We start from the raw sequence: 22467 nt of genomic DNA, 5'->3' as shown, positions 1-22467 counted from the left end.
CGATTTTACCAACCAGTCAATTCTTTCAAGGCATCGCCAATGCCTGCCAAGCTACGCACGGTTTTTACCCCGGCGTCTTCCAATGCGGCAAACTTGTCGTCGGCGGTACCTTTACCACCGGCGATAATCGCACCGGCATGGCCCATACGCTTACCCGGAGGTGCAGTAACACCAGCAATGTAAGAAACCACAGGCTTAGTAACGTTTTCTTTAATAAACGCGGCGGCTTCTTCTTCGGCGCTACCACCGATTTCACCAATCATTACGATTGCTTCGGTCTGAGGGTCGTCCTGGAACAACTTCAGAATGTCGATAAAGTTAGAACCCGGGATCGGGTCACCACCGATACCCACACAGGTAGACTGACCAAAACCGAAGTCGGTGGTTTGCTTAACCGCTTCGTAGGTCAGAGTACCCGAGCGAGACACAATACCCACTTTACCTGGCTTGTGAATATGGCCAGGCATAATACCGATTTTACACTCGCCTGGAGTGATAACACCTGGGCAGTTAGGTCCGATCAGGGTCACACCCAGCTCGTCGCACTTCACTTTACAGTCCAGCATATCCATGGTGGGAATGCCTTCGGTAATGCAGACGATCAGTTTGATGCCGCCGTTGGCTGCTTCAAGGATAGAGTCCTTACAAAATGGCGCAGGTACATAGATAACCGAGGCTTCAGCGCCGGTTTCTTCTACCGCTTCGGCCACGGTATTAAACACAGGCAGACCCAGATGGGTTTGACCGCCTTTACCCGGGGTTACACCACCAACCATTTTAGTGCCGTAGGCAATGGCTTGTTCAGAGTGGAAGGTACCTTGCGAACCGGTAAAACCCTGACAGATAACTTTAGTGTCTTTATTGATCAATACGCTCATTTATTTACCCTCCGCTGCTTTAACCACTTGCTCGGCAGCGTCAGTCAAACTGGTCGCAGCAATAATGTTCAGACCACTGTCAGCCAGTACTTTTGCGCCCAGCTCAGCGTTGTTACCTTCCAGACGCACCACCACAGGTACTTTTACGCCTACTTCTTCTACCGCGCCGATAACGCCTTCGGCAATCAGGTCGCAGCGCACAATACCGCCAAAGATATTGATCAGTACGGCTTTTACATTGTCGTCCGAAAGGATGATTTTAAAGGCTTCGACTACACGCTCTTTAGTTGCACCGCCACCTACGTCAAGGAAGTTGGCTGGCTGACCGCCGTGCAGTTTCACGATATCCATGGTGCCCATGGCAAGGCCCGCGCCATTCACCATGCAACCGATGTTGCCGTCCAGCGCTACATAGTTCAGCTCCCACTGGGCCGCGTGTGCTTCGCGCTCGTCTTCCTGCGAGGGATCGTGCATTTCGCGCAGATCGGCGTGACGGTAAAGCGCGTTGCTGTCTACACCTACTTTGGCGTCTAGGCAGTGCAAGTCACCGGCGGGGGTAATGATCAGTGGGTTAATTTCTACCAACGCCAGATCTTTTTCTTTAAACATTTTGCCCAGGCCCATAAAGATCTGCACAAACTGTTTGATTTGCTTGCCTTCCAAGCCCAGCTTAAACGCCAGCTCGCGAGCTTGATAAGGCTGCGGGCCTACCAGCGGATCAATAGTGGCTTTTAGAATTTTCTCAGGAGTCTCTTCCGCGACCTTCTCGATTTCTACACCGCCTTCGGTAGACGCCATAAAGACAATACGGCGGCTAGAGCGATCGAGAACCGCGCCCAGATACAACTCTTTGTCGATGTCCGAGCAGGTTTCTACCAGAATGCGACTTACCGGCTGGCCTTTCTCGTCCGTCTGATAAGTGACCAGGTTCTGACCCAACCACTGCTTGGCAAAGGCTTCGATTTCGCCTTTGGTCTTAACCAGCTTTACGCCACCCGCTTTACCACGGCCACCGGCGTGAACCTGTGCTTTTACAACAAACTCGTCAACACCCAGGGTGTCGGCGGCGGCCACGGCCTCGGCAGCCGTTTGGGCTGCAACGCCTTTGGAGACGGGCAAACCGTATTGCGCAAACAATTGTTTGCCTTGGTACTCATGCAGATTCATGATGCTTTTCCGTTTTGTTCACGTGACTGAAAAAATGGCGGGCCGGCGCTCTGAGGCACTGGCTATTTGGTTGCTACAACCCGCCGCTGCTTTCTTCCCGGCTGCCGGGCGCTGTGGCTCAATACCCGACAACCACAAAGAAACCGGCTTTATAGGGCCGGTCTCTTTGTGCTTCATCTCATTGTTGGAATAGTTATTACTTGCGCTTTTTGCGGTTGGGCATGTGAATGGCGTGACCACCCACAGCCAGAGCCGCTTCTTTGACCGCCTCAGAGAAAGTCGGATGACCAAATACGGTCATACCGATATCTTCGGCACTTGAGCCAAATTCCATCGCGATGGCGACCTGCTGAACCAAATCCGAGGCAGAGGGGCCCACGATGTGTGCACCCAAAACGCGGTCGGTTTTCGCATCGGCAATAATTTTTACCATCCCCTCGGCTTCGTCGGAAGCGACTGCACGGCCTACGGCCATAAAGGGGAAGGTACCCACTTCGTAATCTTCGCCCTCGGCTTTCAGCTGCTCTTCGGTTTTACCCACGGAGGCCACTTCGGGGTGAGTATAGATCACATTGGGAATGATATCGTAGTTCACCAGAGGTTTTTGCCCGGCGATACGCTCGGCAACCATCACGCCCTCTTCCGAGCCTTTGTGAGCCAGCATGGGGCCGCGTACCACATCACCTACCGCCCAAACGCCGGGGGCGTCGGTAGAGCAGAGGTCATTAACGTAAATATAGCCGCGCTCGTCCAGGTTTACGCCGCTGTCTTCAGCCAGCAGGCCTTCGGTGTAAGGTTTACGGCCCACGCACACAATCAACTTATCGAACACTTCTTTTTGTTCGTTGCCATCTTTATCGGTGTAGGTCACTTCCACTTCTTTTTTCTTGCCACGACCTTTTACCTCAGTGCCGGTTACGCGGCAGCTCAGGCGAATATCCAGACCCTGCTTGGTAAAGATTTTCTGAGCTTCTTTAGCAATCTGCTGATCCATAATCGACAGGAAGTTGTCCATCGCCTCCAGCAGTACCACTTCAGCGCCTACGCGCTTCCACACACTGCCGAGCTCGAGGCCAATCACACCGGCGCCGATAACACCCAAACGCTTGGGCACTTCCTGGAATTCCAAAGCACCCGAGGAGTCGACGATAACGTCGTTATCCACCGGAGCCACGCCGATATTAACTGGCACAGAACCCGAAGCGAGAATGACGTTTTCCGCTTCCAGAGTCGTGGTCTTACCTTCGTTATCGGTAAATTCAACTTTTTTACCGGCCAGAAGCTTGCCGGTACCGTACAGGCTTTTTACCTTGTTCGATTGAAACAGACCGGCAACGCCGCCAGACATCTGCTTAACCACGGCTTCTTTGCGCTTGATCATCGCGGGTACATCAATGGCCAGTTTGCCAGTGCTGATACCGTGGGTGGCGAAGCCTTCTTCGGCATAATGGAATTTTTGCGAGCTGTCCAGCAGCGCTTTGGATGGAATACAACCTGTGTTCAGACAAGTACCGCCGTTGATGCCCTTACCGTCTTTGTCTTTCCACTTTTCAATACAGGCGGTTTTTAAGCCCAGTTGCGCGCAGCGAATGGCCCCCACGTATCCGGCGGGCCCGGAACCAATCACAATCACATCGTATTTGTCAGACATAGTCTCATTCCCAATTGTTTTCGCAATGCCGGCTTTGGTGTTCCGGCGCTTCAAATGTCCGGGCGGCGGGTAGCCACCCGGTAAGTGCATCCGGTTTAGATTTCCAGCAGGATGCGCGCAGGATCTTCCAGCAACTCTTTAAGGGCCACCAAGAACTGCACCGCGTCTTTTCCATCGATCAAACGGTGATCGTAAGACAGCGCCAGATACATCATGGGCTGAATCTCGACCTTACCGTTAACCGCCATGGGGCGTTCTTGGATTTTGTGCATACCCAAAATCGCGGTCTGCGGCAGGTTCAGAATCGGTGTAGACAACAAAGAGCCGAACACGCCGCCATTGGTAATGGTAAACGTGCCGCCGGTCATTTCATCAATGCTGAGCTTACCGGCCTGGGCGCGCTTACCAAAATCGCGAATGGTGGATTCCACTTCGGCAATACTCATGTTTTCGCTGTTGCGCAAAATGGGCACAACCAAACCTTTTTCGGTGGATACAGCCACACCGATATCCTGGTAGCCGTGATAAACCACGTCATCGCCATCGATAGACGCGTTAACCGCAGGGAAACGCTTCAGCGCTTCGGTCGCCGCTTTAACGAAAAAGCCCATAAAGCCCAAACGGGTACCGTTATGAACCTTCTCGAACTTCTCTTTGTACTGTTTGCGCAACTCCATCACCGGCGCCATGTTCACTTCGTTAAAGGTGGTCAGCATGGCGGTAGAGCTGGTTGCCTCCAAAAGGCGCTCGGCAATACGCTTGCGCAGGCGGGTCATGGGAACGCGCTTTTCAACCCGCTCGCCCGCTTCCATGGGCGCCGGCTCGGCCGCTTTAGAGGCGCTAGGCGCCGGAGCAGCGGGCTTGCTCTCGCCGTCTTTGATGTGGTTCATCACATCCTCTTTGGTAACACGGCCATCTTTGCCGGTGCCTTTTACGCTGGCCGGATCAATGTTGTTTTCATCGGCCATCTTGCGCGCGGCGGGGCTCAAGATTTTATCGTCGCCCGAGGCCGCAGGTTCAGCCTCTGGCTCGGAAGATTTCTCTTCGCTGGCCTCGCTTGCTTTTTCACCCGCGCCGGAGCCGCTGGCGCCCTCGTCAAATTTGGCGATGACTTCATTGGACTGAATGGTATCGCCCTCGGCCTTTAGGACTTCGGATATAACACCATCGGCGGGGGCAACCACTTCCAAAACAACTTTATCGGTTTCAATATCAACGATCAGCTCATCGCGCGAACAGGCTTCACCGGGCTGCTTGTGCCAGGTGGCCAAGGTGCCATCCTGCACAGACTCGGGAAAAGTTGGGGCTTTGATATCAGTGCTCATTACGTGTCCTTAGCTATATACAGCTTTCTAATCAGTTGCGTGCTTATACACTCAGCGCTTCATTGATAAAGCGCTTTTGCTCTTCAAGGTGCACCGAGGCGTAGCCGGCTGCAGGCGCTGCCGAGGGGTCACGCCCCACATAGCCCAGATACAGATTGGGGTTCAACTCAAAAACCACACGGCGCATGTGATGCTGACTGGCATACCAAGCGCCTTGGTTCATGGGCTCTTCCTGACACCAGACCACGTCTTTCACGTGGGCGAAAGGTGCAAGCGCTGCTTTAAGTTCGTCCTCTGGGAACGGATACAGCTGCTCCAGACGGATCAGAGCCACATCATCTTGCTCGCGCTTATTGCGCTCTTCCAGTAAATGGTAGTACACCTTGCCCGAACACAGCACCACGCGCTTGCACTTGGCCGGATCCAGCTGTTGCTCGCCAATTACGTTCTGGAAAGTACCATTAGCCAGATCTTCTAGGCTGGAAGTCGCCAGCGGGTGACGCAGAATCCATTTGGGGCTCATCACCACCAGCGGACGACGCATAGGACGAATCGCCTGGCGACGCAGCATATGGAAAACCTGCGCCGGGGTGGTGGGAATAACCACCTGAATGTTGTGCTCGGCGCACAATTGCATAAAGCGCTCCAGACGCGCCGAAGAGTGCTCGGGCCCCTGCCCTTCATAACCGTGCGGTAGCAGCATGGTCAGACCGCACAAACGGCCCCACTTGTGCTCACCACTGGTAATAAACTGGTCGATTACCACTTGGGCACCGTTGGCGAAATCGCCAAACTGAGCTTCCCAAATCACCAAGGCATTGGGCGTGGTGGTGGCATAGCCGTATTCAAAAGCCAGCACCGCTTCCTCAGAGAGGTAGGAGTCAAACAAATCAAACGCGGGCTGATCGTCTTTGAGCTTGGCGAGCGGCGTATGGCGCTTGCCGTCTTTTTGACTGTGCAGAACCGCATGACGGTGCGAGAAGGTCCCGCGCCCCACGTCCTGGCCTGTCATGCGTACCTGGAAGCCCTGTTCGAGCAAGGTGGCGTAGGCCAGCGTTTCGGCAAAGCCCCAGTTGATGGGCAGTGCGCCACCGGCCATTTTGCGGCGGTCGTCGTAAATTTTAGACACCTGGCGCTGCAACACCATGCCGTCTGGCACTTCGCACATTTTGTGCGCTACCGCCTGCAAGGCTTTTAAGTCGTAGCCGGTCTCAGCCGGGGTCTGCCAGTCGTGGCCGATGTAGGGAGACCAATCCACAAACAGAGACTTATCCGGCTCGGTCACCAAGCCGCTCGCCACACTCTCGCCGCGATCGAGCGAGGCGCGGTAGTCGTCCATCATTTTGGCCGACTCTTCTTTGCTCAAAACACCCGCCTCGATCAGCTTATCGGAGTACAGGGTACGGGTGGATTTTTGCTTGCGAATCACCTGGTACATCATCGGCTGAGTGGCCGATGGATCGTCTGCCTCATTGTGGCCACGACGACGGTAGCAGACCAGATCGATCACCACGTCTTTTTTGAACTCGCGGCGATAATCCATCGCCAACTGAGCCACAAACAGCACCGCGTCCGGATCATCCGCGTTAACGTGCAAAATAGGCGCTTCGATCATTTTCGCCACGTCGGTGCAGTACTCGGTGGAGCGTGCATCTTCGCGGAAGCTGGTGGTAAAGCCTACCTGGTTGTTAATCACCAGATGCAGGGTGCCACCGGTTTTGTAGGCGCGGGTTTGCGACATCTGGAAGGTTTCCATCACCACGCCCTGACCGGCAAAAGCCGCGTCGCCGTGAACCACAATGGGCACGACCTTGCCGCCGTCCGGGTCGTCGCGGCGATCCTGACGGGCGCGTACCGAGCCCTCAACCACCGGCGAGACGATTTCCAGGTGCGACGGGTTAAACGCCATCGCCATATGAATCTCGCCGCCCGGAGTCATAACGTTAGACGAGAAGCCCTGGTGATATTTCACATCGCCCGAGGTATCCACCAGGCGCTTGCCTTCAAACTCACCGAACAATTCGGCGGGGCTTTTACCAAAAACGTTGACCAGGGTGTTCAGGCGCCCCCGGTGGGCCATACCCAATACAATTTCTTTAGCGCCGTAGCCGCCGGCGCGCTTAACCAGGGCATCGACAAGGGGAATAAAGCTCTCGCCACCTTCCAGACCGAAACGCTTGGTACCCGGGTACTTACTGTCCAGGTGACGCTCAAGCCCTTCGGCGGCGGTCAAGCGCTCCAGCACAGAAAGGCGTTGCTCGGGGCTAAAGGTGGGATTGGAGCGCACACTTTCCAGGCGCTGCTGCAGCCACTGCTTTTCCGCCAGGTTGGTGATGTGCATGATTTCGGGCCCGACATGACCGCAATAGGTCTGCTCAAGGGCCTCGACGATATCTTTGAGGGGCGCTTCTTCGCGGCCGATAAACAGAGGGCCGGTTTGGAATACCGTATCCAGATCGGCCGAGGTCAGGCCATGATAGGCCAGATCCAGGTCGGGCACTTGCTCGCGCTCCATAATGCCCAGCGGATCGAGCTGGGCTTTTTGATGGCCGCGAAATCGGTAAGAGCTAATCAGCTGCAGGATTTTAACCTGCTTGCGTTCGTGTTCGACGGAAATTGAAGTCGCCAGATTGGGCGAGGCAGCACCGGAATGGCTTTTGGCAAGCTGAGCAAACTGCTCGCGAATCACCGAGTGCGGAGTGTCTTGGGAAACGACCCCATTAACGCGGGGCAACTGATCGAAGTAATCGCGCCACTGCTCGGGCACGGCATTGGGGTCATGTAAATATGTATCGTAGAGATCTTCCACATATGAAGCGTTCCCACCTGAGATATGGGACGTACTCCATAGCTGCTCCATAAGGCTGTCTTGCATTCCACCCACCTAGTTGTTAGGGATTTACCCTATCGGGCTACCCGGGCGATAACCTGGGTTCCCCCTGCCAGCACTGGCAGTTAGCTTCCAATAACGCTTTCAGCTTGTGGCCAAAGGCGCCGCTTAGTTGTGCCGTCTCAGAGCGCGGCACATACACAAATGCGCTGCAGCGGGAAATCCCGTCTGGCAGCGCATTGGCGTCACTCGTTCATCATCAAACCGTCCGATCAGGTTGCACTGCGCAACAGCATCGAGCGGATATGGCCAATGGCCCGGGTCGGGTTTAACCCTTTGGGGCACACCGACACGCAATTCTGGATACCGTGACAGCGGAATACGCTGAAGGGGTCGTCCAACTTAGACAAACGCTGCTCGGTTGCCTCGTCGCGACTGTCGATCAGGAATCGATAAGCCTGCAACAGGCCCGCCGGACCGATAAACTTATCCGGATTCCACCAGAAAGAGGGGCAACTGGTTGAACAACAGGCACAGAGTATACACTCATACAGGCCGTCGAGTTTAGCCCGATCTTCGGGCGATTGTAACCGCTCGATGGCAGGCGCGGGGCTGTCGGTCTGTAAATAGGGCTCAATTTTCTTGTATTGCGCGTAAAACTGAGACATATCCACGACCAAATCGCGAATGACCGGCAAACCGGGCAACGGCCGAATGACCAACTTGTTCTTTTTTACCGCCTCGGACAGAGGGGTAATGCAGGCCAAGCCATTCTTACCGTTAATATTCATGCCATCGGAGCCGCACACACCTTCGCGGCACGAGCGACGATAAGCCAAGGTTGGATCCTGAGCTTTAAGCTGCTCCATCACATCCAACACCATCAAATCTTTGCCCTGAGCATCGAACTCGTAAGTTTTCATGTAGGGCGCGGAGTCAGTCTCCGGGTTATAGCGATACACTTCTACTTTCAACATATCTCACCACCCCAATTAGTAAGTACGAGCTTTAGGCTCAAACGCGTCCATCGACTTGGGCGCAAAATTCACGCTGCGCTTACCCACACGCTTCTCCACAGGGAAGAACATGGAGTGGCACAACCAGTTTTCATCATCGCGCTCCTGGAAATCGTCGCGCGCGTGGGCGCCGCGAGATTCTTTGCGCTCTTCGGCGGTAATCGCGGTAGCCTCGGCCACTTCCAGTAAGTTCTGCAGCTCCAGCGCTTCGATACGCGCGGTGTTAAAGGCATTACTTTTATCGTCAAGGGTCACATTGCCGATACGCTCGCGCAGATCAGCCAACTTCTTAATGCCCTCTTCCATAAATTCACCTTTGCGGAATACACCGAAGTGATTCTGCATCACATTCTGTAACTCCGTGCGCAGTGCAGCAGCACTCTCACCGCCCTGGGAGCTGTTCAGGCGATCCAGGCGGCTCATAGCTGCTTCGATATCCGACTGACTGGGTTCACGCAGCTCAATGCCTTCACGCAGGCTTTTCTCAATGTACTGGCCTGCCGAGCGACCAAACACCACCAGATCCAGCAGTGAGTTACCGCCCAAGCGGTTGGCGCCGTGCACAGATACACAGGCGGCTTCACCACAGGCGTAGAAGCCCGGAATCACCTGATCGTTACCATCGGCATCCTGGGTCAAGGCCTGCCCACTGACATTGGTGGGAATACCACCCATCATATAGTGACAGGTAGGCACCACCGGGATCGGCTCTTTTACCGGATCAGCGTGCGCAAAGGTACGCGACAGCTCCAAAATACCGGGCAGTTTGGCGTTCAGGGTCTCTTCGCCCAGATGATCAAGCTTGAGGTAAACATGGTCGCCGTTTTCGCCGCAGCCGCGGCCTTCCAGAATTTCCAGCACCATCGAGCGGGCGACCACGTCGCGGCCCGCCAGGTCTTTGGCGTTGGGGGCGTAACGCTCCATAAAGCGCTCGCCATCTTTGTTAATCAGATAGCCACCCTCGCCCCGGCAACCCTCGGTCACCAGAGTACCGGCACCGTGAATACCGGTGGGGTGGAACTGCCACATTTCGATATCCTGCACCGGGAAGCCCGCGCGCAGCGCCATACCAATACCATCGCCAGTATTGATGTGAGCATTGGTGGTAGAGGCATAAATACGCCCCGCCCCGCCCGTCGCGAAAACCGTGGCCTTGGATTTAACGAAAACGACTTCGCCGTCTTCGATATTGATAGCGATAACGCCTACAACGGCGCCATCCTGGTTTTTCACCAGATCGACCGCAAACCACTCATTCAAAAAGGTGGTGTCGTTCTGCACATTTTGCTGATAAAGGGTGTGCAGTAGGGCGTGGCCGGTGCGGTCAGCTGCGGCACACGTGCGCGCGGCCTGGCCGCCGCGGCCAAAATCTTTAGACTGACCACCGAAGGGACGCTGGTAAATGCGGCCATTGTCGGTGCGCGAGAAAGGCAGGCCCATATGCTCTAACTCGAATACAGCCTCGGGGCCCACCGAGCACATGTACTCGATAGCATCCTGATCACCGATATAGTCAGAGCCCTTAACGGTGTCATACATGTGCCAACGCCAATCGTCCTGCGGATCGGCACTGGCAATAGCACAGGTAATACCGCCCTGGGCCGATACAGTGTGCGAGCGGGTGGGAAATACTTTGGTAATAACCGCTGTTTTGTAACCTGATTGCGCCAACTGCAGGGCTGCGCGCATGCCCGCACCGCCGCCGCCGATGACGATACCGTCAAATGAAATCGTACGCATATTAGCCATGAATTAAAGCCCCCAAAGTACTTCGATGCCCCACACGGTGTAGGTGATTGCGACCACACCCAGAACAACCTGAGCCAGTACGCGTACCACCACGGCTTTGCCGCCCAGCGTCATGGGAGTAATATAGTCAGTCACCACAGACCAAAGGCCTATCCAGGCGTGGGCCACAATCGATAACAGTGTGATCAGGCTAAACACCCGCACCCACAACTGATCGAACAAAGCGCTCCACTGACCGTAATCGAGCTCGGGATTCATGACCAAATAGGCCACCAGAAAAACAATATAAGCTGTCATTGCGACAGCGCTCAGGCGCTGAATCAGCCAGTCGTAGAGACCGCTGCGCCCCAAGTTTGTAATTGCCGTTACCATACCCAGACTCCTGCCAATACAATCAGAACAACCGCTACCACCAGGGCGATTTTAGCCCCCCGGCGTCCACCCTCGAGCGTCTCGCCCACACCACAGTCCATAAACAGGTGGCGAACACCCATTGCCAAATGGTAGGCAAGACCGGCAAGCACGGCCCAAATAATAAATTTACATACAGGGCTCGCCAGAGCGTCCTGTACCGCGGCAAACCCCTCTTCAGAGGTCAAGCTGGAATCCAGCATCCACAAAAGCACGGCAACACCGGCAAACAAAAATACGCCGGTAATACGGTGGGTAATGGAAACAAGGGCAGTTATTGGGAACTTGATCGTCGAAAGTTCGAGATTGACAGGTCTTTTGTTGTTCACGGTAGCTAATCACCTTTGTGCCCGGTTAGGGCCGGTTTTAAGAATAAGCGTCCGGGGATAGCTCCTGAGAGCCAGCACTAGGCGTTGTGCGCCATCAAAGTGCACTTAATGCCCCCTCGGGCGCATCCTGCAAGTCGCGGCGTATTATAGGGATTTGCACGCTGAAACACAAATAAAAAGGATGATCGAAAAATGCATTTTTTGCTGGTTTTCCAAGCACTTCCCGCCGTTTTCACTGCTATTGCGAACCACACTGGCGCGCCATTCCAGAGCGTTTTCAAGCTAACGCCCCAAATTAACCCTCGCCACTGCACCAGAATAGACCTAAAGTTCAAATATTCGCCAAACCTAAACCAAAAAAAACAGTAAATAACCGTGGATCGGCGGTCAAAGCTATGCCTTATCCGCCAATCTCATCTATAATGCCGCCTCCCGCAAAAGGGCATGCGACAAATGCCCGGTGGCAGGATTGTGTTGTTTTAAGTATTTGTCACAATAAGAGCCAGTGTAACGCCCGCCCCGAAGAGGCCGGGCCAACTCAAGAGCTCTAGCCAAAATAGAGCCACAGAACAACACCCGCGGTGAGAAGCTAAAGATTGTGCCCGACGCAACGATTCTCCCCAACCTTTTACACAGTGTGCTGACCCGCCTGGGCGCTTGCGAGCCTCGTGCCGGATGGTTGCGTCTCACAGAATGAGAATGTTGGCTTCAAGACAGCCAAACTCGAAAGTAACTACAGGAGTCCGTAATGACTGACAAAAAAGCACGTTTAACGGTCGACGGCCAGGACACGTCGGTAGAGCTGCCGATTTATGAAAGCGCCGTAGGCCCAAACGTTATTGATGTCACCAGCCTGACCAAAAACGGTTTTTTTACTTACGATCCGGGCTTTATGTCCACTGCTTCGTGTGAATCGCAAATCACCTTTATCGACGGCGGCAAAGGTGTGTTACTGCACCGCGGCTACCCGATCGATCAGCTGGCCGAACATTCCGATTATCTGGAAACCTGCTACCTGCTGCTAAAGGGCGAGCTGCCCAACCAAGAACAAAAGCAGCACTTTGTTCAAGCCGTTAAAGATAGCTCTGAAGTCGCCTCCTCCGTCGCCAACCTGATCCAAAGTTTCCCCAAAGAAGCACACCCTATGGCGGTGATGTGCAGCGCCGTCGCGGCACTGGCAGCGGTTTATAACGACGAAATCGACATCACCAAAGAAGCAGATCGCGACCAGACCGCGTATCGCCTGATCGGCCAGATGCCGACCCTGGCGGCCATGACCTACAAGCACCTCAAAGGCGAAGATTTTGTCGCCTCAAACCCCGCGCTGGATTATGCCGCCAACTACCTGAACATGACCTTCGGCAAATCCACTGACGACAAAGTCAGCCCGGTACTGGCCAAGGCCATGGATCGCATCTTCTTGCTGCACGCCGATCACGAGCAAAACGCCTCTACTTCTACCGTACGCCTGTCGGGCTCTTCGGGCACCAACCCCTTCGCCGCTATTGCGGCGGGCATTTCTACCCTGTGGGGACCGGCCCACGGCGGCGCCAACGAAGCCGTACTGAACATGCTGGAAGAAATTGGCAGCGTCGACAACATCGACACCTATGTTGCCAAGGCCAAGGACAAAGCCGATCCATTCCGCCTGATGGGCTTTGGCCACCGTGTTTACAAAAACTTTGATCCGCGCGCCAAGGTAATGAAACAAGCCGCCGATGAAGTGCTGTCGGAGCTGGGCCTGGAAAACGATCCGCTGCTTGCGATCGCCAAAAAGCTGGAAAAAATCGCCCTGGAAGACGAGTACTTTATTCAGAAGAAACTCTACCCCAATGTGGATTTCTACTCGGGCATCATCATGAAAGCGCTGGGTATTCCCACCGAGATGTTTACCGTTATTTTCGCCACCGGTCGCGCCGTGGGCTGGTACGCACACTGGGACGAAATGGTCAGCAAACCCTACAAAATTGGCCGTCCACGCCAGCTGTACACCGGCTACACTCAACGCGATTACCCCGCGTAATCTCGCCTGCCGGACAAGCACAAAAAAGGCCCCGAGGGGCCTTTTTTGTGTCTGACGCTTTTACCCCCACTTAGGCGGGCATGTTTTGGCGAATTAAAATACGCTGCTCAACTGCAACCATACTTTCTGGGTATCCGAGCCATAATCATCCGCCTGATAGTCGGCAAATTTAAGTAGGGCCGAAACCGGGCCAAAGCTTTTACTGACCGACAGATCAATTTCCTGGCCGTAATCTATGCCCTGATAATCCGACGTCAAATCGTGGTAGACCGCCATAAGTTTAAATCCGGCCACCGAACCCGAGGCACTCACGTAGACGTCTTCTACCCCGTTTTCAGGCGTGGATAAAAAGCGATCCGTCCACCCCTGAAACTTGTGCAATGTTGCCAGCGACGTGGTAAAGCCTACTTTACCTTCGTCTGAACCCAATACCTCATAACCCGCACCAAGCTTCACCGCCCCGAACTTATAGCCCGCCTCGGCGAGCATATAATCGGTGTCATAAGATACGGGATTATCGCCGGCATCCGATTGCACTGCGTACTCTAGATTATAAGTAAAACTCTCTCCTGCCTTGCCTTGCCAGCGTGCCCCATAAGAATCGCTGGAAAGCGCTGCGGCGGTAATATTATCCAGCAGATAGGCGTAGGCCGTTAATGTGCCAGCCTCCGCAAAGGCGTGGTTCACATTGATTAAATGAGACTCGTGCTTGTGATTACCAATGGGATTGTCATCGCCAAAAATACGATTGACGTTGTACAGGTAAGAGTAAAAAAACCTAGTGTCTGCTAACCCGGTGTTTGTGAAAGAAAATGAATCGTAGGTCTGCTCGTTCTGGCGCCAGCCCACCCCCCCCACAAAACGCTGATTATCCAGCAGTATTCTCTGGCGGCCGTAGCGAAACTCAGACGAGCCCAGCCCCTTGTAGGACAAATAGGCCTGATTCACTTCGGTGCCCTCCGGATCGGCAATCACCGCCGTACCGGGGTTGCTGGGGTCGTTGCCGGCGGTGCGATAATCCACATCCGTCAGTGCCTGCACATCGTCCATCTCCAACATAAACCCAAAGCCGTGATAATCCGCCGAGGTAAAACTCAAGCGAGTCTTTAAGGTGACGGCATCGGAGTCCTCTAGCCCCTGCCACTCCACTCCCTCATAACGCAGGCGCAACGCCAACTTCACGTCCGCTTCGGTCAAGGCCTCTTGCAAACTGCCCGCTTGCTCGGCCTGCGCCCCCACGCACACAAGAGTACTTATCGCCCCAGCTAATGCCGTCAATCGCTTAATCATTGGTTATCTCCTAGCTCAGTTGAATAGTCGGTAATTCTTCCCGATACGCGCCCTTCTATGGGCGTCTGTTTTCACGCGATGCCTGCGGCCTCAATCGGTGCACTCAGACACAGCCTTATGGCCTTAATGCGCTTCCTCAACCGCTAGAGCAAAGCATATGCCAGCACTGGCACACACCTCCGAACAACATTAAAACTTACTATCTATCAATCACTTACAAAAAACACAAAGGCAGAAGATGACAATTCGGGCTCTCATCTCACTGAATTCTTACGAAACCCGACGCGCACAATATTGCGCACCCAGACGATAAAACGCTGCACTTTGACGCATGCTTTTTGCCCCACAAGACAGCAATGCGTCTGTGCATATTTTTATTCGCGCCTCACAATGGCGCAACGCAAAAGTGGAGACGAAAAAAAAGCGCCCGGGTAAAGGCGCTTTTCTCAGTGAACAAGGTGGTCTCTATCAGTCGATTTGGGCCACCCGACCGATCAGGGCAACGCCGGCAACAAAGGTTCCGGCATGGCACTCGTACTCCGTCTCACTGCTGACTTCTTTTTTCTTGTAGTAACTGCGAATGTCGACCACCGCGTTACCACCTTCTGAAATGGCTCGATCCTGTAGCTGCATCAGAGCGGATAGCATCACCCATTTACAGGCTTCCTCATCAGACTTGTTGAAAGCGTTGGTTTTTTTGTTGGTAACGAACTCTCCCAGTTTTTTAGTCGGCTCGGGATAGCTTTGCTCGCCAAAGTAAAAGGTGACGTCTGGGTCCAGACGATCCTTATACTCCTCGAGTACATCCTGCACGGGGAACATTAACGCATCGTCTCGGGCCTGAACGGCCGAGCTCGCCATTAGCGCCGCCAACATGGTTACTATGGCCGTCAAACGTCCGCTGATTGAAGTCATTTTCATCTCCTTAATTAATAGACTTTCAGGGCTGCCAAGTATCGCAGGCAATCCCCACAAGCTCAATTGCCAAATCCCCCTGAACTCAAGGCTCTGGGGTTCTGAGAGTGACGAACTCCTCCGCCACCGTCGGATGAATGCCGATAGTGCGATCGAAGTCGGCTTTGGTGGCCCCGGCGGTTATCGCCACCGCTAACCCCTGAATAATTTCTCCGGCATCCTGCCCTACCATATGGGCTCCCAACACTTTATCGGAGGCCTTGTCCACCACCAGCTTAACCAACACCTTTTCATCACTATCGGTTAACGCCAGCGGCATGGGGGTAAAGCTCGCCTTAAACACCGACACATCAAAGCCCTGCTCGCGCGCCGCCTCTTCCGACAAGCCCACGGTGGCAATATTAGGCTGAGTAAACACCGCCGTGGGAATTTTACTGTAGTCGACCTTTAGCTCTTGCTCGCTGAACTGCAGGGGCGCAAACAGCCGCCGCGCCAGTGACATACCTTCGGCCAGCGCCACCGGGGTCAACTCCATTCGCCCCACCACATCTCCCAGAGCATAAATTGAGGGCTCAGCGGTCTGAAACAGCTCATCGACCTCAATCTGGCCTTTATCCGTTAGCGCCACCTGGGTGTTTTCCAAACCCAATCCTTGCAGCAGTGGACGCCGACCGGTGGCGTACATCACCTGTCCGGCGTCAATGGTCGAGCCAATATCCGTAAACACTTTAAGGTCACTGCCGTCACGCTCTACCTTTTGCACATCGGTATTAAAATGCAGCTCAATGCCTTTGGCCTGCATCTCTTTGGCCATAAGCTCGCGAATGTCCCGATCAAAGCCCCGCAAAAATAGGTCGCGGCGATAGAGCAGATGGGTTTTTACTCCCAGGCCATTGAAAATACTGGCGAATTCGCAGGCTATATAACCACCGCCCACGATCACCATAGAGTCCGGCAACTGATCGAGAAAGAAGACTTCATTAGAGCTGATAACATGTTCGCGCCCGGGAAAATCCGGCACAAAAGGCCACCCCCCTACCGCGATAAGAATACGGTCAGCGGAATATTCAGTTTCACCCACCAGTACTTTATTGGGTCCCAATATTTTGCCGTGGCCCTGCAGAACATCCACGCCGGCAGAGCCCAGCATGCGATCGTAAATACCGTTTAAACGGGAAATTTCGCGGTTTTTATTTTCGCGCAAAGTGGCCCAGGTGAACTCTCGTTCGGGGACTGACCAGCCGTAACCGGCGGCGCGAGAAAATTGCTCGGAAAACTGCGACGCGTAAACGAAGAGTTTTTTGGGAACACAACCCACATTGACACAGGTGCCCCCCAAATCGCGCTCTTCGACCACGGCCACCCGTGCGCCTAAAGCCGCGGCTGTGCGACTGGCCCGCACCCCGCCCGAGCCCGCACCAATCACCAGTAAATCATAATGTTCCATAGCGTCGCTCCCGAACTAGAATTAACGCTATTCTACAGGCAAATACAGCGAGAGAGGGCGAGCTAAACCTCGATATCGACGCGATGCTTATGACTGCGGCGCCGATCGGTTCCCGAACGGGAGTCAAATTGAGTGGAGCGGTCGCGACTGCGGCGATCCCCTTTGCGACGTTCGACAAAAGCAGGGGGCTGATCTGGCAGACGCTTAGTGATAAGCAAATCCCGGTCGGGCTCATAGCCTGTGGCAGGCTTGGGCTTGGCGGGGGTCAGACGTGTAATGGGACCGAGATAGACCATGCAAGGTTATCGACTCGCGGGCAAATAACTTTAGCGCTATCTTATTGCGCCGCAGAGAACCAATCCAAACGCGAGCGAAGCGAGACTACCTCGCCAACAATAATTAAGGTAGGCCCTTTGACGTCGCAGGCGGCAACCTTTTGGGTGATATTGGCCAATTCACCCACAATGACTCGCTGGGTATCGGTGGTACCCTTTTCCACCAGCGCGATAGGCGTTGCTGGCGCTCGGCCGTGCTCAATAAGCTCTTGCGCTATTTGCTCAAGCCCCAACAGCCCCATATAAAACACCAGAGTCTGGCCGGGCAGCGCCAACTCGGGCCAGCTAAGGTTGGGATTATCATTTCTTAAATGCCCGGTAATAAAACGCACGGACTGGGCGCAGTCGCGGTGCGTTAAGGGAATACCCGCGTAAGCGGCACAGCCCGAGGCGGCGGTAATACCTGGCACCACCTGAAAGGGAACACGGTGCTCGGCAAGCAGCTCAATCTCCTCACCGCCGCGCCCAAAAATAAACGGATCGCCGCCTTTAAGACGCAACACCCGCTTGCCTTGCTTGGCCAAATCGACCAGCAGCTGGTTGATGGCGGGTTGCTCCAATGCGTGCTGGCTGCGCCGCTTGCCAACATAAATACGCTCGGCATCGCGGCGCACCAGCTCTAAAACCTCGTCGGAGACCAAACGATCGTACAAAACCACTTCGGCCTGCTGCATTAAACGCAGCGCTTTTAAGGTAAGCAGCTCCGGATCGCCGGGGCCGCCCCCCACCAAATAGACTTCGCCGCCCACTTCATTGTCGGCGCTGGCCAGCTGCTGCTCCAACAGGCGATCGGCGTCGTCTTCCTGACCGCTGTAAACCCGTTCGGCAACCGGCCCTTCCAACACCCGCTCCCAAAAGCGACGGCGCTCGTCGCCGGTTTTAAAGCGCTGTTTCACCGCTTCGCGAAAGCGACTGGCAAGCCCCGCCAAACGACCATAACTGGCGGGCAGCAAGCGCTCCAGTTTGGCGCGCACTAAACGCGCCAGCACCGGCGCCTCACCACCGCTGGAAATAGCAATAACCAGGGGTGAGCGATCCACAATGGCTGGGGTAATCACCGTGCACAGTGCGGGGCTGTCGACCACATTGACGGGGATTTGCCGGGCCTGGGCATCGCGGGAAACTCGCTCGTTAACCTCGGCGGTATCGGTCGCCGCCAACACCAGCACGGCGCCATCGATATCACTGGGTTGATAGGCGCGCAGCTCAACCGTGCCGCCACTTTCCTCAACCAGTTGTTTTAGTTCTGAATCGACTTCTAAAGTAACCACCGCCAGTTTGGCACCGGCTTTTAGCAGCAACCTCGCTTTGCGGGTAGCGATCTCCCCTCCGCCAATCATCAGTACGCGCTGATCGCGCAACCGCATAAAGAAGGGGAAATACTCCATAGCGAACTTACACCCCACCGATACGGGTAATACCGCCCATGTACCCTTGCAGGGCTTCGGGCACCAATACACTGCCATCGGCCTGCTGGTAATTCTCAAGCACTGCCAGCAAGGTGCGGCCGATGGCCAACCCCGAGCCGTTTAATGTGTGCAAAAGCGCAGGCTTACCGGTTTCCGGATCGCGGTAGCGAGCCTTTAAGCGGCGCGCCTGAAAATCGCGGAAATTGGAGCACGAGGAAATCTCGCGGTATTTATCCTGCGACGGCACCCAGACTTCAATATCGTAGGTTTTGGCCGCCGAGAAGCCTATATCGCCACCGCACAAAATCACCGTGCGATAGGGCAAACCCAGCTTTTGCAGGATCGCCTCGGCGTGACCGGTCAGGGTGTTCAACACCTCGTCGGAATCCTCGGGGCGTACAAATTGCACCAGCTCGACTTTTTCAAACTGGTGCTGGCGAATCATGCCGCGGGTGTCGCGACCGTGGCTGCCCGCCTCGGAGCGAAAGCACGGGGTGTGGGCGACAAACTTAAGCGGCAGCGAAGCGTCTTTATCCAGCAGCTGATCGCGCAGCAAATTGGTCACCGGCACTTCGGCGGTGGGGATTAAGTAAAAATCCCGTTCGTCTTCAAGCTTGAACAAATCTTCGGCGAACTTGGGCAGCTGGCCCGTGCCGTACAGCGAGTCGGCATTGACGATGTAGGGAACATTGACCTCTTCGTAGCCGTGCTCGCGCTGGTGAGTATCCAGCATTAGCTGAATCAGGGCACGATGCAAACGGGCGATATCACCGCGCATGACGGCGAAACGCGCGCCGGTGATTTTGCTCGCCGTATCAAAATCCAGGCCCTGTAAATCCGCGCCTAAATCCACATGATCCTTAACGTCAAAATCAAACTGACGCGGAGTCCCCCAGGTGCGCACCTCGACATTGTCGTCTTCGCTCTCGCCCTCGGGCACCTCGGCATCGGGAATATTGGGCACACCGGACAGGTAGTCGTCCAGCTTGTGCTGGACCTCGTGCAACTCGGTTTCAGCGCTGGCCAGATCTTGTTTTAGCTGATCCACCTCTTTTAATAAGGGTGCAATATCTTCACCGGCGGCTTTCGCCTTACCGATATTTTTAGAGCGGCTGTTGCGCTCCGATTGCAAGTTTTCAGTTTTTATTTGAATGGCTTTACGCTCTTCTTCCAACGAGCGCAACAGCTCCACATCCAGTTGAAAACCTCGCTTGGCGAGCCCCTGGGCGACTTCTTCAAGATTGCCGCGAATCAGTTTCGGATCTAGCATAGAAATGACTTTTAACAGTTGGTGGCTGGGCCAAGGGCCCGAATTTTAGGGCGGTTAAGATAACATAAAGTTGACCAAATACCACGAGGCGGCGACCACCAGCAGGCAACCGAGCAGGTTACAGAGCACATAAGCCAGCGCCATCCCGTGCAGACCGTTCTGCCACAGTAACAAGGCATCCAAAGAGAAGGTGGAAAAGGTCGTCAGCGCCCCGAGAAACCCGGTGACCAATAAGTGCCGCCAGTGGGGGGACAACAGCGCTTTTTCAACGATCACCACATAGCAGCAAGCCACTAAAGCGCAGCCCAGCAGATTGACGATTAACGTCCCCACCGGAAAACGATTGCCCGCGACTGGGTACAAATGGGCGGTAATATAAAACCTCGCCATAGCGCCCAGAGCGCCGCCCGAGGCCACAAACAGCCACTGCATGTGTCAGTCCTTTTGGTAGCGTTGCTGCGCACTGGCCGCATCCAGGGCACGCAGGTGTTTGAGTTTATCGCCAATTTTTCCCTCCAGCCCCCGGTCGGTAGGCTGATAGTACACCCTGTGTGCGATCTGTTCGGGCAGATAGCACTCGCCGGCGGCATAGGCACCGGGTTCGTCGTGGGCGTAGCGGTACTCGGCCCCGAAATCCATGGATTTCATCATCGCGGTGGGGGCATTGCGAAGGTGCATGGGAACATCCAGGGCCGGGTCGGCCTTAACATCCGCCATGGCTTGGTTAAAGCCATTATATACCGCGTTGCTCTTGGGCGCACAGGCCAAGTAGCTAATGGCCTGGGCGATGGCCAGCTCGCCCTCGGGACTGCCCAGGCGCGCCTGGGTGTCCCAGGCCGCCAGCGCCAAAGGCAGACCCCGGGGGTCGGCATTGCCAATATCTTCGCTCGCCATACGCACCACCCGGCGGGCGATATACAGCGGGTCGCAGCCGCCATCCAACATACGCGCTAACCAATACAGGGCACCATCCGGGGACGAGCCGCGCACGGATTTGTGCATCGCCGATATCTGCTCGTAGAAAAGATCACCGCCCTTATCAAAGCGCCGCACATCACCGCCTAAAACTTCAGCCAGCACCGCCTTGTCGATCACCCGGCTGCCCTCGCCTTCGGGCGTCAGATCGGCGGCCAGTTCAAGCAAATTGAGCGATTTGCGGGCGTCGCCATCGGCCGCATTAAGCAGTATATCGCGCGCCTCGTCTGCGAGCGTAATGCCCAACTCTCCCAGCCCGCGCTCGCTGTCGGTCAAGGCCTGTTCGATAACGGCGCGAATATGCGCTTCGGCCAGCGAGCGCAGCACATACACTCTGCAGCGCGACAACAACGCATTATTCAGTTCGAACGAGGGATTCTCGGTGGTGGCGCCGATAAAAATAAAGGTGCCATCTTCCACGTAGGGCAAAAACGCATCTTGCTGTGACTTGTTAAACCGGTGCACCTCATCCACAAACAAAATGGTGGCGCGCCCGCGCATTTGCCGTTCTTGCTGAGCAACCTGCACCGCCGCACGAATATCTTTGACGCCGGACAACACGGCGGAAAGAGACTCGAAGCGCGCATCGGCGCGCTCGGCAAACAGACGCGCCAGCGAGGTTTTACCCACTCCCGGCGGCCCCCACAAAATCATCGAGTGCAACTGGCCTTTCTCTACGGCTTCACGCAGGGGTTTACCGGGGGCCAGAATATGAGTCTGGCCAATGTAATCGTCCAAAGTGCGGGGGCGCATGCGCGCGGCCAGCGGCTGGTGCACCGCCTGAGTGGTAAATAGATCGCCCATACTACTCAATTAAAATATCGACATCGTCGGGAATATCAAACTCGAATAAATCTTCCGACACTGGCTTATTTATCTTGGTAGCGGAGAACGTAAATACCGTTGTCTGCCCCAAGCTGTCCAGCAGTTGAATTTGCGCCACTCGCTGCGCAGCGAATACCAGTGTAAGGGATTCAAACAGTGGGTCAGACTCTTTAGGGGTTAACACAAAACGATTGTCTTCTGGCTGATTCACGTGATAAGCATCGGCAATACGCGCCGCCGAATCACTTAACAAAAGCGCCGGGGTGCGCTGCATATCATCGCTCATTTGGCGCACAGTCACCTGCATTAAATCGGGGTCGTACAGCCAGACGGTCTCGCCGTTCGACACCAGGGTTTGTGGATAGGGGTCGGTGGTGCGCCAGTAAAATCGCCCCGGTTTCTGGACCACGAAGGTGCCGCTGCTGCGCTCCAGCTCGCTGTCGCTTTCATCGCGCAGACTCTGGGTAAAGGTGCCTTCCAGGCTGGTTAAATCGCTCAGCTTTTCGCTGAGCTTATCCACCGCCTGAGTACTTTCGCCCCAAACCGCCGCACTCAAAACCCCAAGCGCCAGGGCAGCGGATGTCAGCCATGTTTTCATACAATTATCCTAGTGTTGCGCCCG

19 protein-coding genes are annotated in these 22467 nt (G+C 55.0%); 1 reads left to right on the top strand and 18 read right to left on the bottom strand.

Going from position 1 to position 22467, the window contains the following annotated elements; genetic code table 11:
- Positions 1–5 precede the first annotated feature (5 nt).
- From sucD to sdhC, 9 genes are all read right to left on the bottom strand, one after another.
- Positions 6–878, bottom strand: coding sequence for a succinate--CoA ligase subunit alpha (gene sucD, locus M6D89_RS02650; protein ID WP_253966484.1), 873 nt, complete (start codon positions 876–878; stop codon positions 6–8).
- Positions 879–2045, bottom strand: a complete 1167-nt coding sequence (gene sucC / locus M6D89_RS02645; protein ID WP_253966483.1) for an ADP-forming succinate--CoA ligase subunit beta — start codon at positions 2043–2045, stop codon at positions 879–881.
- 196 nt (positions 2046–2241) lie between these two features.
- Positions 2242–3696, bottom strand: coding sequence for a dihydrolipoyl dehydrogenase (gene lpdA / locus M6D89_RS02640; protein ID WP_253966482.1), 1455 nt, complete (start codon positions 3694–3696; stop codon positions 2242–2244).
- Between the two features lie 95 nt (positions 3697–3791).
- Positions 3792–5021, bottom strand: coding sequence for a 2-oxoglutarate dehydrogenase complex dihydrolipoyllysine-residue succinyltransferase (gene odhB / locus M6D89_RS02635; RefSeq protein WP_253966481.1), 1230 nt, complete (start codon positions 5019–5021; stop codon positions 3792–3794).
- 43 nt (positions 5022–5064) lie between these two features.
- A complete protein-coding gene (locus M6D89_RS02630) occupies positions 5065–7896 on the bottom strand; it encodes a 2-oxoglutarate dehydrogenase E1 component (protein ID WP_253966480.1) in 2832 nt (943 codons plus the stop codon).
- 227 nt (positions 7897–8123) lie between these two features.
- A complete protein-coding gene (locus M6D89_RS02625; RefSeq protein WP_253966479.1) occupies positions 8124–8828 on the bottom strand; it encodes a succinate dehydrogenase iron-sulfur subunit in 705 nt (234 codons plus the stop codon).
- 15 nt (positions 8829–8843) lie between these two features.
- The gene (sdhA, locus tag M6D89_RS02620; RefSeq protein ID WP_253966478.1) at positions 8844–10616 is read right to left on the bottom strand and encodes a succinate dehydrogenase flavoprotein subunit; all 1773 of its coding nucleotides are present in this window, start codon (positions 10614–10616) and stop codon (positions 8844–8846) included.
- A gap of 3 nt (positions 10617–10619) precedes the next feature.
- A complete protein-coding gene (sdhD, locus tag M6D89_RS02615; protein WP_253966477.1) occupies positions 10620–10988 on the bottom strand; it encodes a succinate dehydrogenase, hydrophobic membrane anchor protein in 369 nt (122 codons plus the stop codon).
- On the bottom strand, positions 10982–11356 hold the full coding sequence (gene sdhC / locus M6D89_RS02610) for a succinate dehydrogenase, cytochrome b556 subunit (protein WP_253966476.1): 375 nt from the start codon (positions 11354–11356) through the stop codon (positions 10982–10984). Before sdhC ends, sdhD begins: the two co-directional genes overlap by 7 nt.
- Before the next feature lie 748 nt (positions 11357–12104).
- On the opposite strand from sdhC, the gene M6D89_RS02605 reads away from it, so the two are divergent.
- Positions 12105–13379 carry a citrate synthase gene (locus M6D89_RS02605; RefSeq protein ID WP_253966475.1) on the top strand — a complete coding sequence of 425 codons (1275 nt, stop codon included), beginning with the start codon at positions 12105–12107 and terminating at the stop codon, positions 13377–13379.
- 93 nt (positions 13380–13472) lie between these two features.
- Here the strand turns inward: M6D89_RS02605 and M6D89_RS02600 are convergent, their stop codons facing one another.
- The 9 genes from M6D89_RS02600 to lolA form a co-directional block, all read right to left on the bottom strand.
- Positions 13473–14669 carry an alginate export family protein gene (locus M6D89_RS02600; RefSeq protein WP_253966474.1) on the bottom strand — a complete coding sequence of 399 codons (1197 nt, stop codon included), beginning with the start codon at positions 14667–14669 and terminating at the stop codon, positions 13473–13475.
- Positions 14670–15137: 468 nt separating this feature from the next.
- Positions 15138–15584, bottom strand: a complete 447-nt coding sequence (locus M6D89_RS02595; protein ID WP_253966473.1) for an excinuclease ATPase subunit — start codon at positions 15582–15584, stop codon at positions 15138–15140.
- Positions 15585–15669: 85 nt separating this feature from the next.
- The gene (gene gorA / locus M6D89_RS02590) at positions 15670–17031 is read right to left on the bottom strand and encodes a glutathione-disulfide reductase (protein WP_253966472.1); all 1362 of its coding nucleotides are present in this window, start codon (positions 17029–17031) and stop codon (positions 15670–15672) included.
- Positions 17032–17093: 62 nt separating this feature from the next.
- Positions 17094–17327, bottom strand: coding sequence for a hypothetical protein (locus M6D89_RS02585; RefSeq protein WP_253966471.1), 234 nt, complete (start codon positions 17325–17327; stop codon positions 17094–17096).
- A 41-nt stretch (positions 17328–17368) separates the two neighbouring features.
- The gene (gene cysG / locus M6D89_RS02580) at positions 17369–18754 is read right to left on the bottom strand and encodes a siroheme synthase CysG (RefSeq protein ID WP_253966470.1); all 1386 of its coding nucleotides are present in this window, start codon (positions 18752–18754) and stop codon (positions 17369–17371) included.
- 7 nt (positions 18755–18761) lie between these two features.
- Complete coding sequence (gene serS / locus M6D89_RS02575; protein ID WP_253966469.1) at positions 18762–20045, bottom strand: serine--tRNA ligase; 1284 nt, start codon at positions 20043–20045, stop codon at positions 18762–18764.
- A gap of 54 nt (positions 20046–20099) precedes the next feature.
- Positions 20100–20477, bottom strand: a complete 378-nt coding sequence (gene crcB / locus M6D89_RS02570) for a fluoride efflux transporter CrcB (protein ID WP_253966468.1) — start codon at positions 20475–20477, stop codon at positions 20100–20102.
- Positions 20478–20480: 3 nt separating this feature from the next.
- Positions 20481–21824, bottom strand: a complete 1344-nt coding sequence (locus tag M6D89_RS02565) for a replication-associated recombination protein A (protein ID WP_253966467.1) — start codon at positions 21822–21824, stop codon at positions 20481–20483.
- Position 21825: 1 nt separating this feature from the next.
- Positions 21826–22443, bottom strand: a complete 618-nt coding sequence (lolA, locus tag M6D89_RS02560) for an outer membrane lipoprotein periplasmic chaperone LolA (RefSeq protein WP_253966466.1) — start codon at positions 22441–22443, stop codon at positions 21826–21828.
- Between the last annotated feature and the right edge of the window lie 24 nt (positions 22444–22467).

The organism is Gilvimarinus xylanilyticus (genome assembly GCF_024195295.1).
Taxonomy (GTDB): Bacteria; Pseudomonadota; Gammaproteobacteria; order Pseudomonadales; family Cellvibrionaceae; genus Gilvimarinus; species Gilvimarinus xylanilyticus.
Note: the sequence above shows the minus strand (reverse complement) of the source record. Positions and strands in the feature narration are given on the sequence as shown.

Bases quoted from the DNA above. Each gene is read 5' to 3' on its own strand.
- sucD (WP_253966484.1), bottom strand. From the start codon at position 878: ATGAGCGTATTGATCAATAAAGACACTAAAGTTATCTGTCAGGGTTTT.
- sucC (WP_253966483.1), bottom strand. From the start codon at position 2,045: ATGAATCTGCATGAGTACCAAGGCAAACAATTGTTTGCGCAATACGGT.
- lpdA (WP_253966482.1), bottom strand. From the start codon at position 3,696: ATGTCTGACAAATACGATGTGATTGTGATTGGTTCCGGGCCCGCCGGA.
- odhB (WP_253966481.1), bottom strand. From the start codon at position 5,021: ATGAGCACTGATATCAAAGCCCCAACTTTTCCCGAGTCTGTGCAGGAT.
- M6D89_RS02630 (WP_253966480.1), bottom strand. From the start codon at position 7,896: ATGCAAGACAGCCTTATGGAGCAGCTATGGAGTACGTCCCATATCTCA.
- M6D89_RS02625 (WP_253966479.1), bottom strand. From the start codon at position 8,828: ATGTTGAAAGTAGAAGTGTATCGCTATAACCCGGAGACTGACTCCGCG.
- sdhA (WP_253966478.1), bottom strand. From the start codon at position 10,616: ATGGCTAATATGCGTACGATTTCATTTGACGGTATCGTCATCGGCGGC.
- sdhD (WP_253966477.1), bottom strand. From the start codon at position 10,988: ATGGTAACGGCAATTACAAACTTGGGGCGCAGCGGTCTCTACGACTGG.
- M6D89_RS02605 (WP_253966475.1), top strand. From the start codon at position 12,105: ATGACTGACAAAAAAGCACGTTTAACGGTCGACGGCCAGGACACGTCG.
- M6D89_RS02600 (WP_253966474.1), bottom strand. From the start codon at position 14,669: ATGATTAAGCGATTGACGGCATTAGCTGGGGCGATAAGTACTCTTGTG.
- M6D89_RS02595 (WP_253966473.1), bottom strand. From the start codon at position 15,584: ATGACTTCAATCAGCGGACGTTTGACGGCCATAGTAACCATGTTGGCG.
- gorA (WP_253966472.1), bottom strand. From the start codon at position 17,031: ATGGAACATTATGATTTACTGGTGATTGGTGCGGGCTCGGGCGGGGTG.
- M6D89_RS02585 (WP_253966471.1), bottom strand. From the start codon at position 17,327: ATGGTCTATCTCGGTCCCATTACACGTCTGACCCCCGCCAAGCCCAAG.
- cysG (WP_253966470.1), bottom strand. From the start codon at position 18,754: ATGGAGTATTTCCCCTTCTTTATGCGGTTGCGCGATCAGCGCGTACTG.
- serS (WP_253966469.1), bottom strand. From the start codon at position 20,045: ATGCTAGATCCGAAACTGATTCGCGGCAATCTTGAAGAAGTCGCCCAG.
- crcB (WP_253966468.1), bottom strand. From the start codon at position 20,477: ATGCAGTGGCTGTTTGTGGCCTCGGGCGGCGCTCTGGGCGCTATGGCG.
- M6D89_RS02565 (WP_253966467.1), bottom strand. From the start codon at position 21,824: ATGGGCGATCTATTTACCACTCAGGCGGTGCACCAGCCGCTGGCCGCG.
- lolA (WP_253966466.1), bottom strand. From the start codon at position 22,443: ATGAAAACATGGCTGACATCCGCTGCCCTGGCGCTTGGGGTTTTGAGT.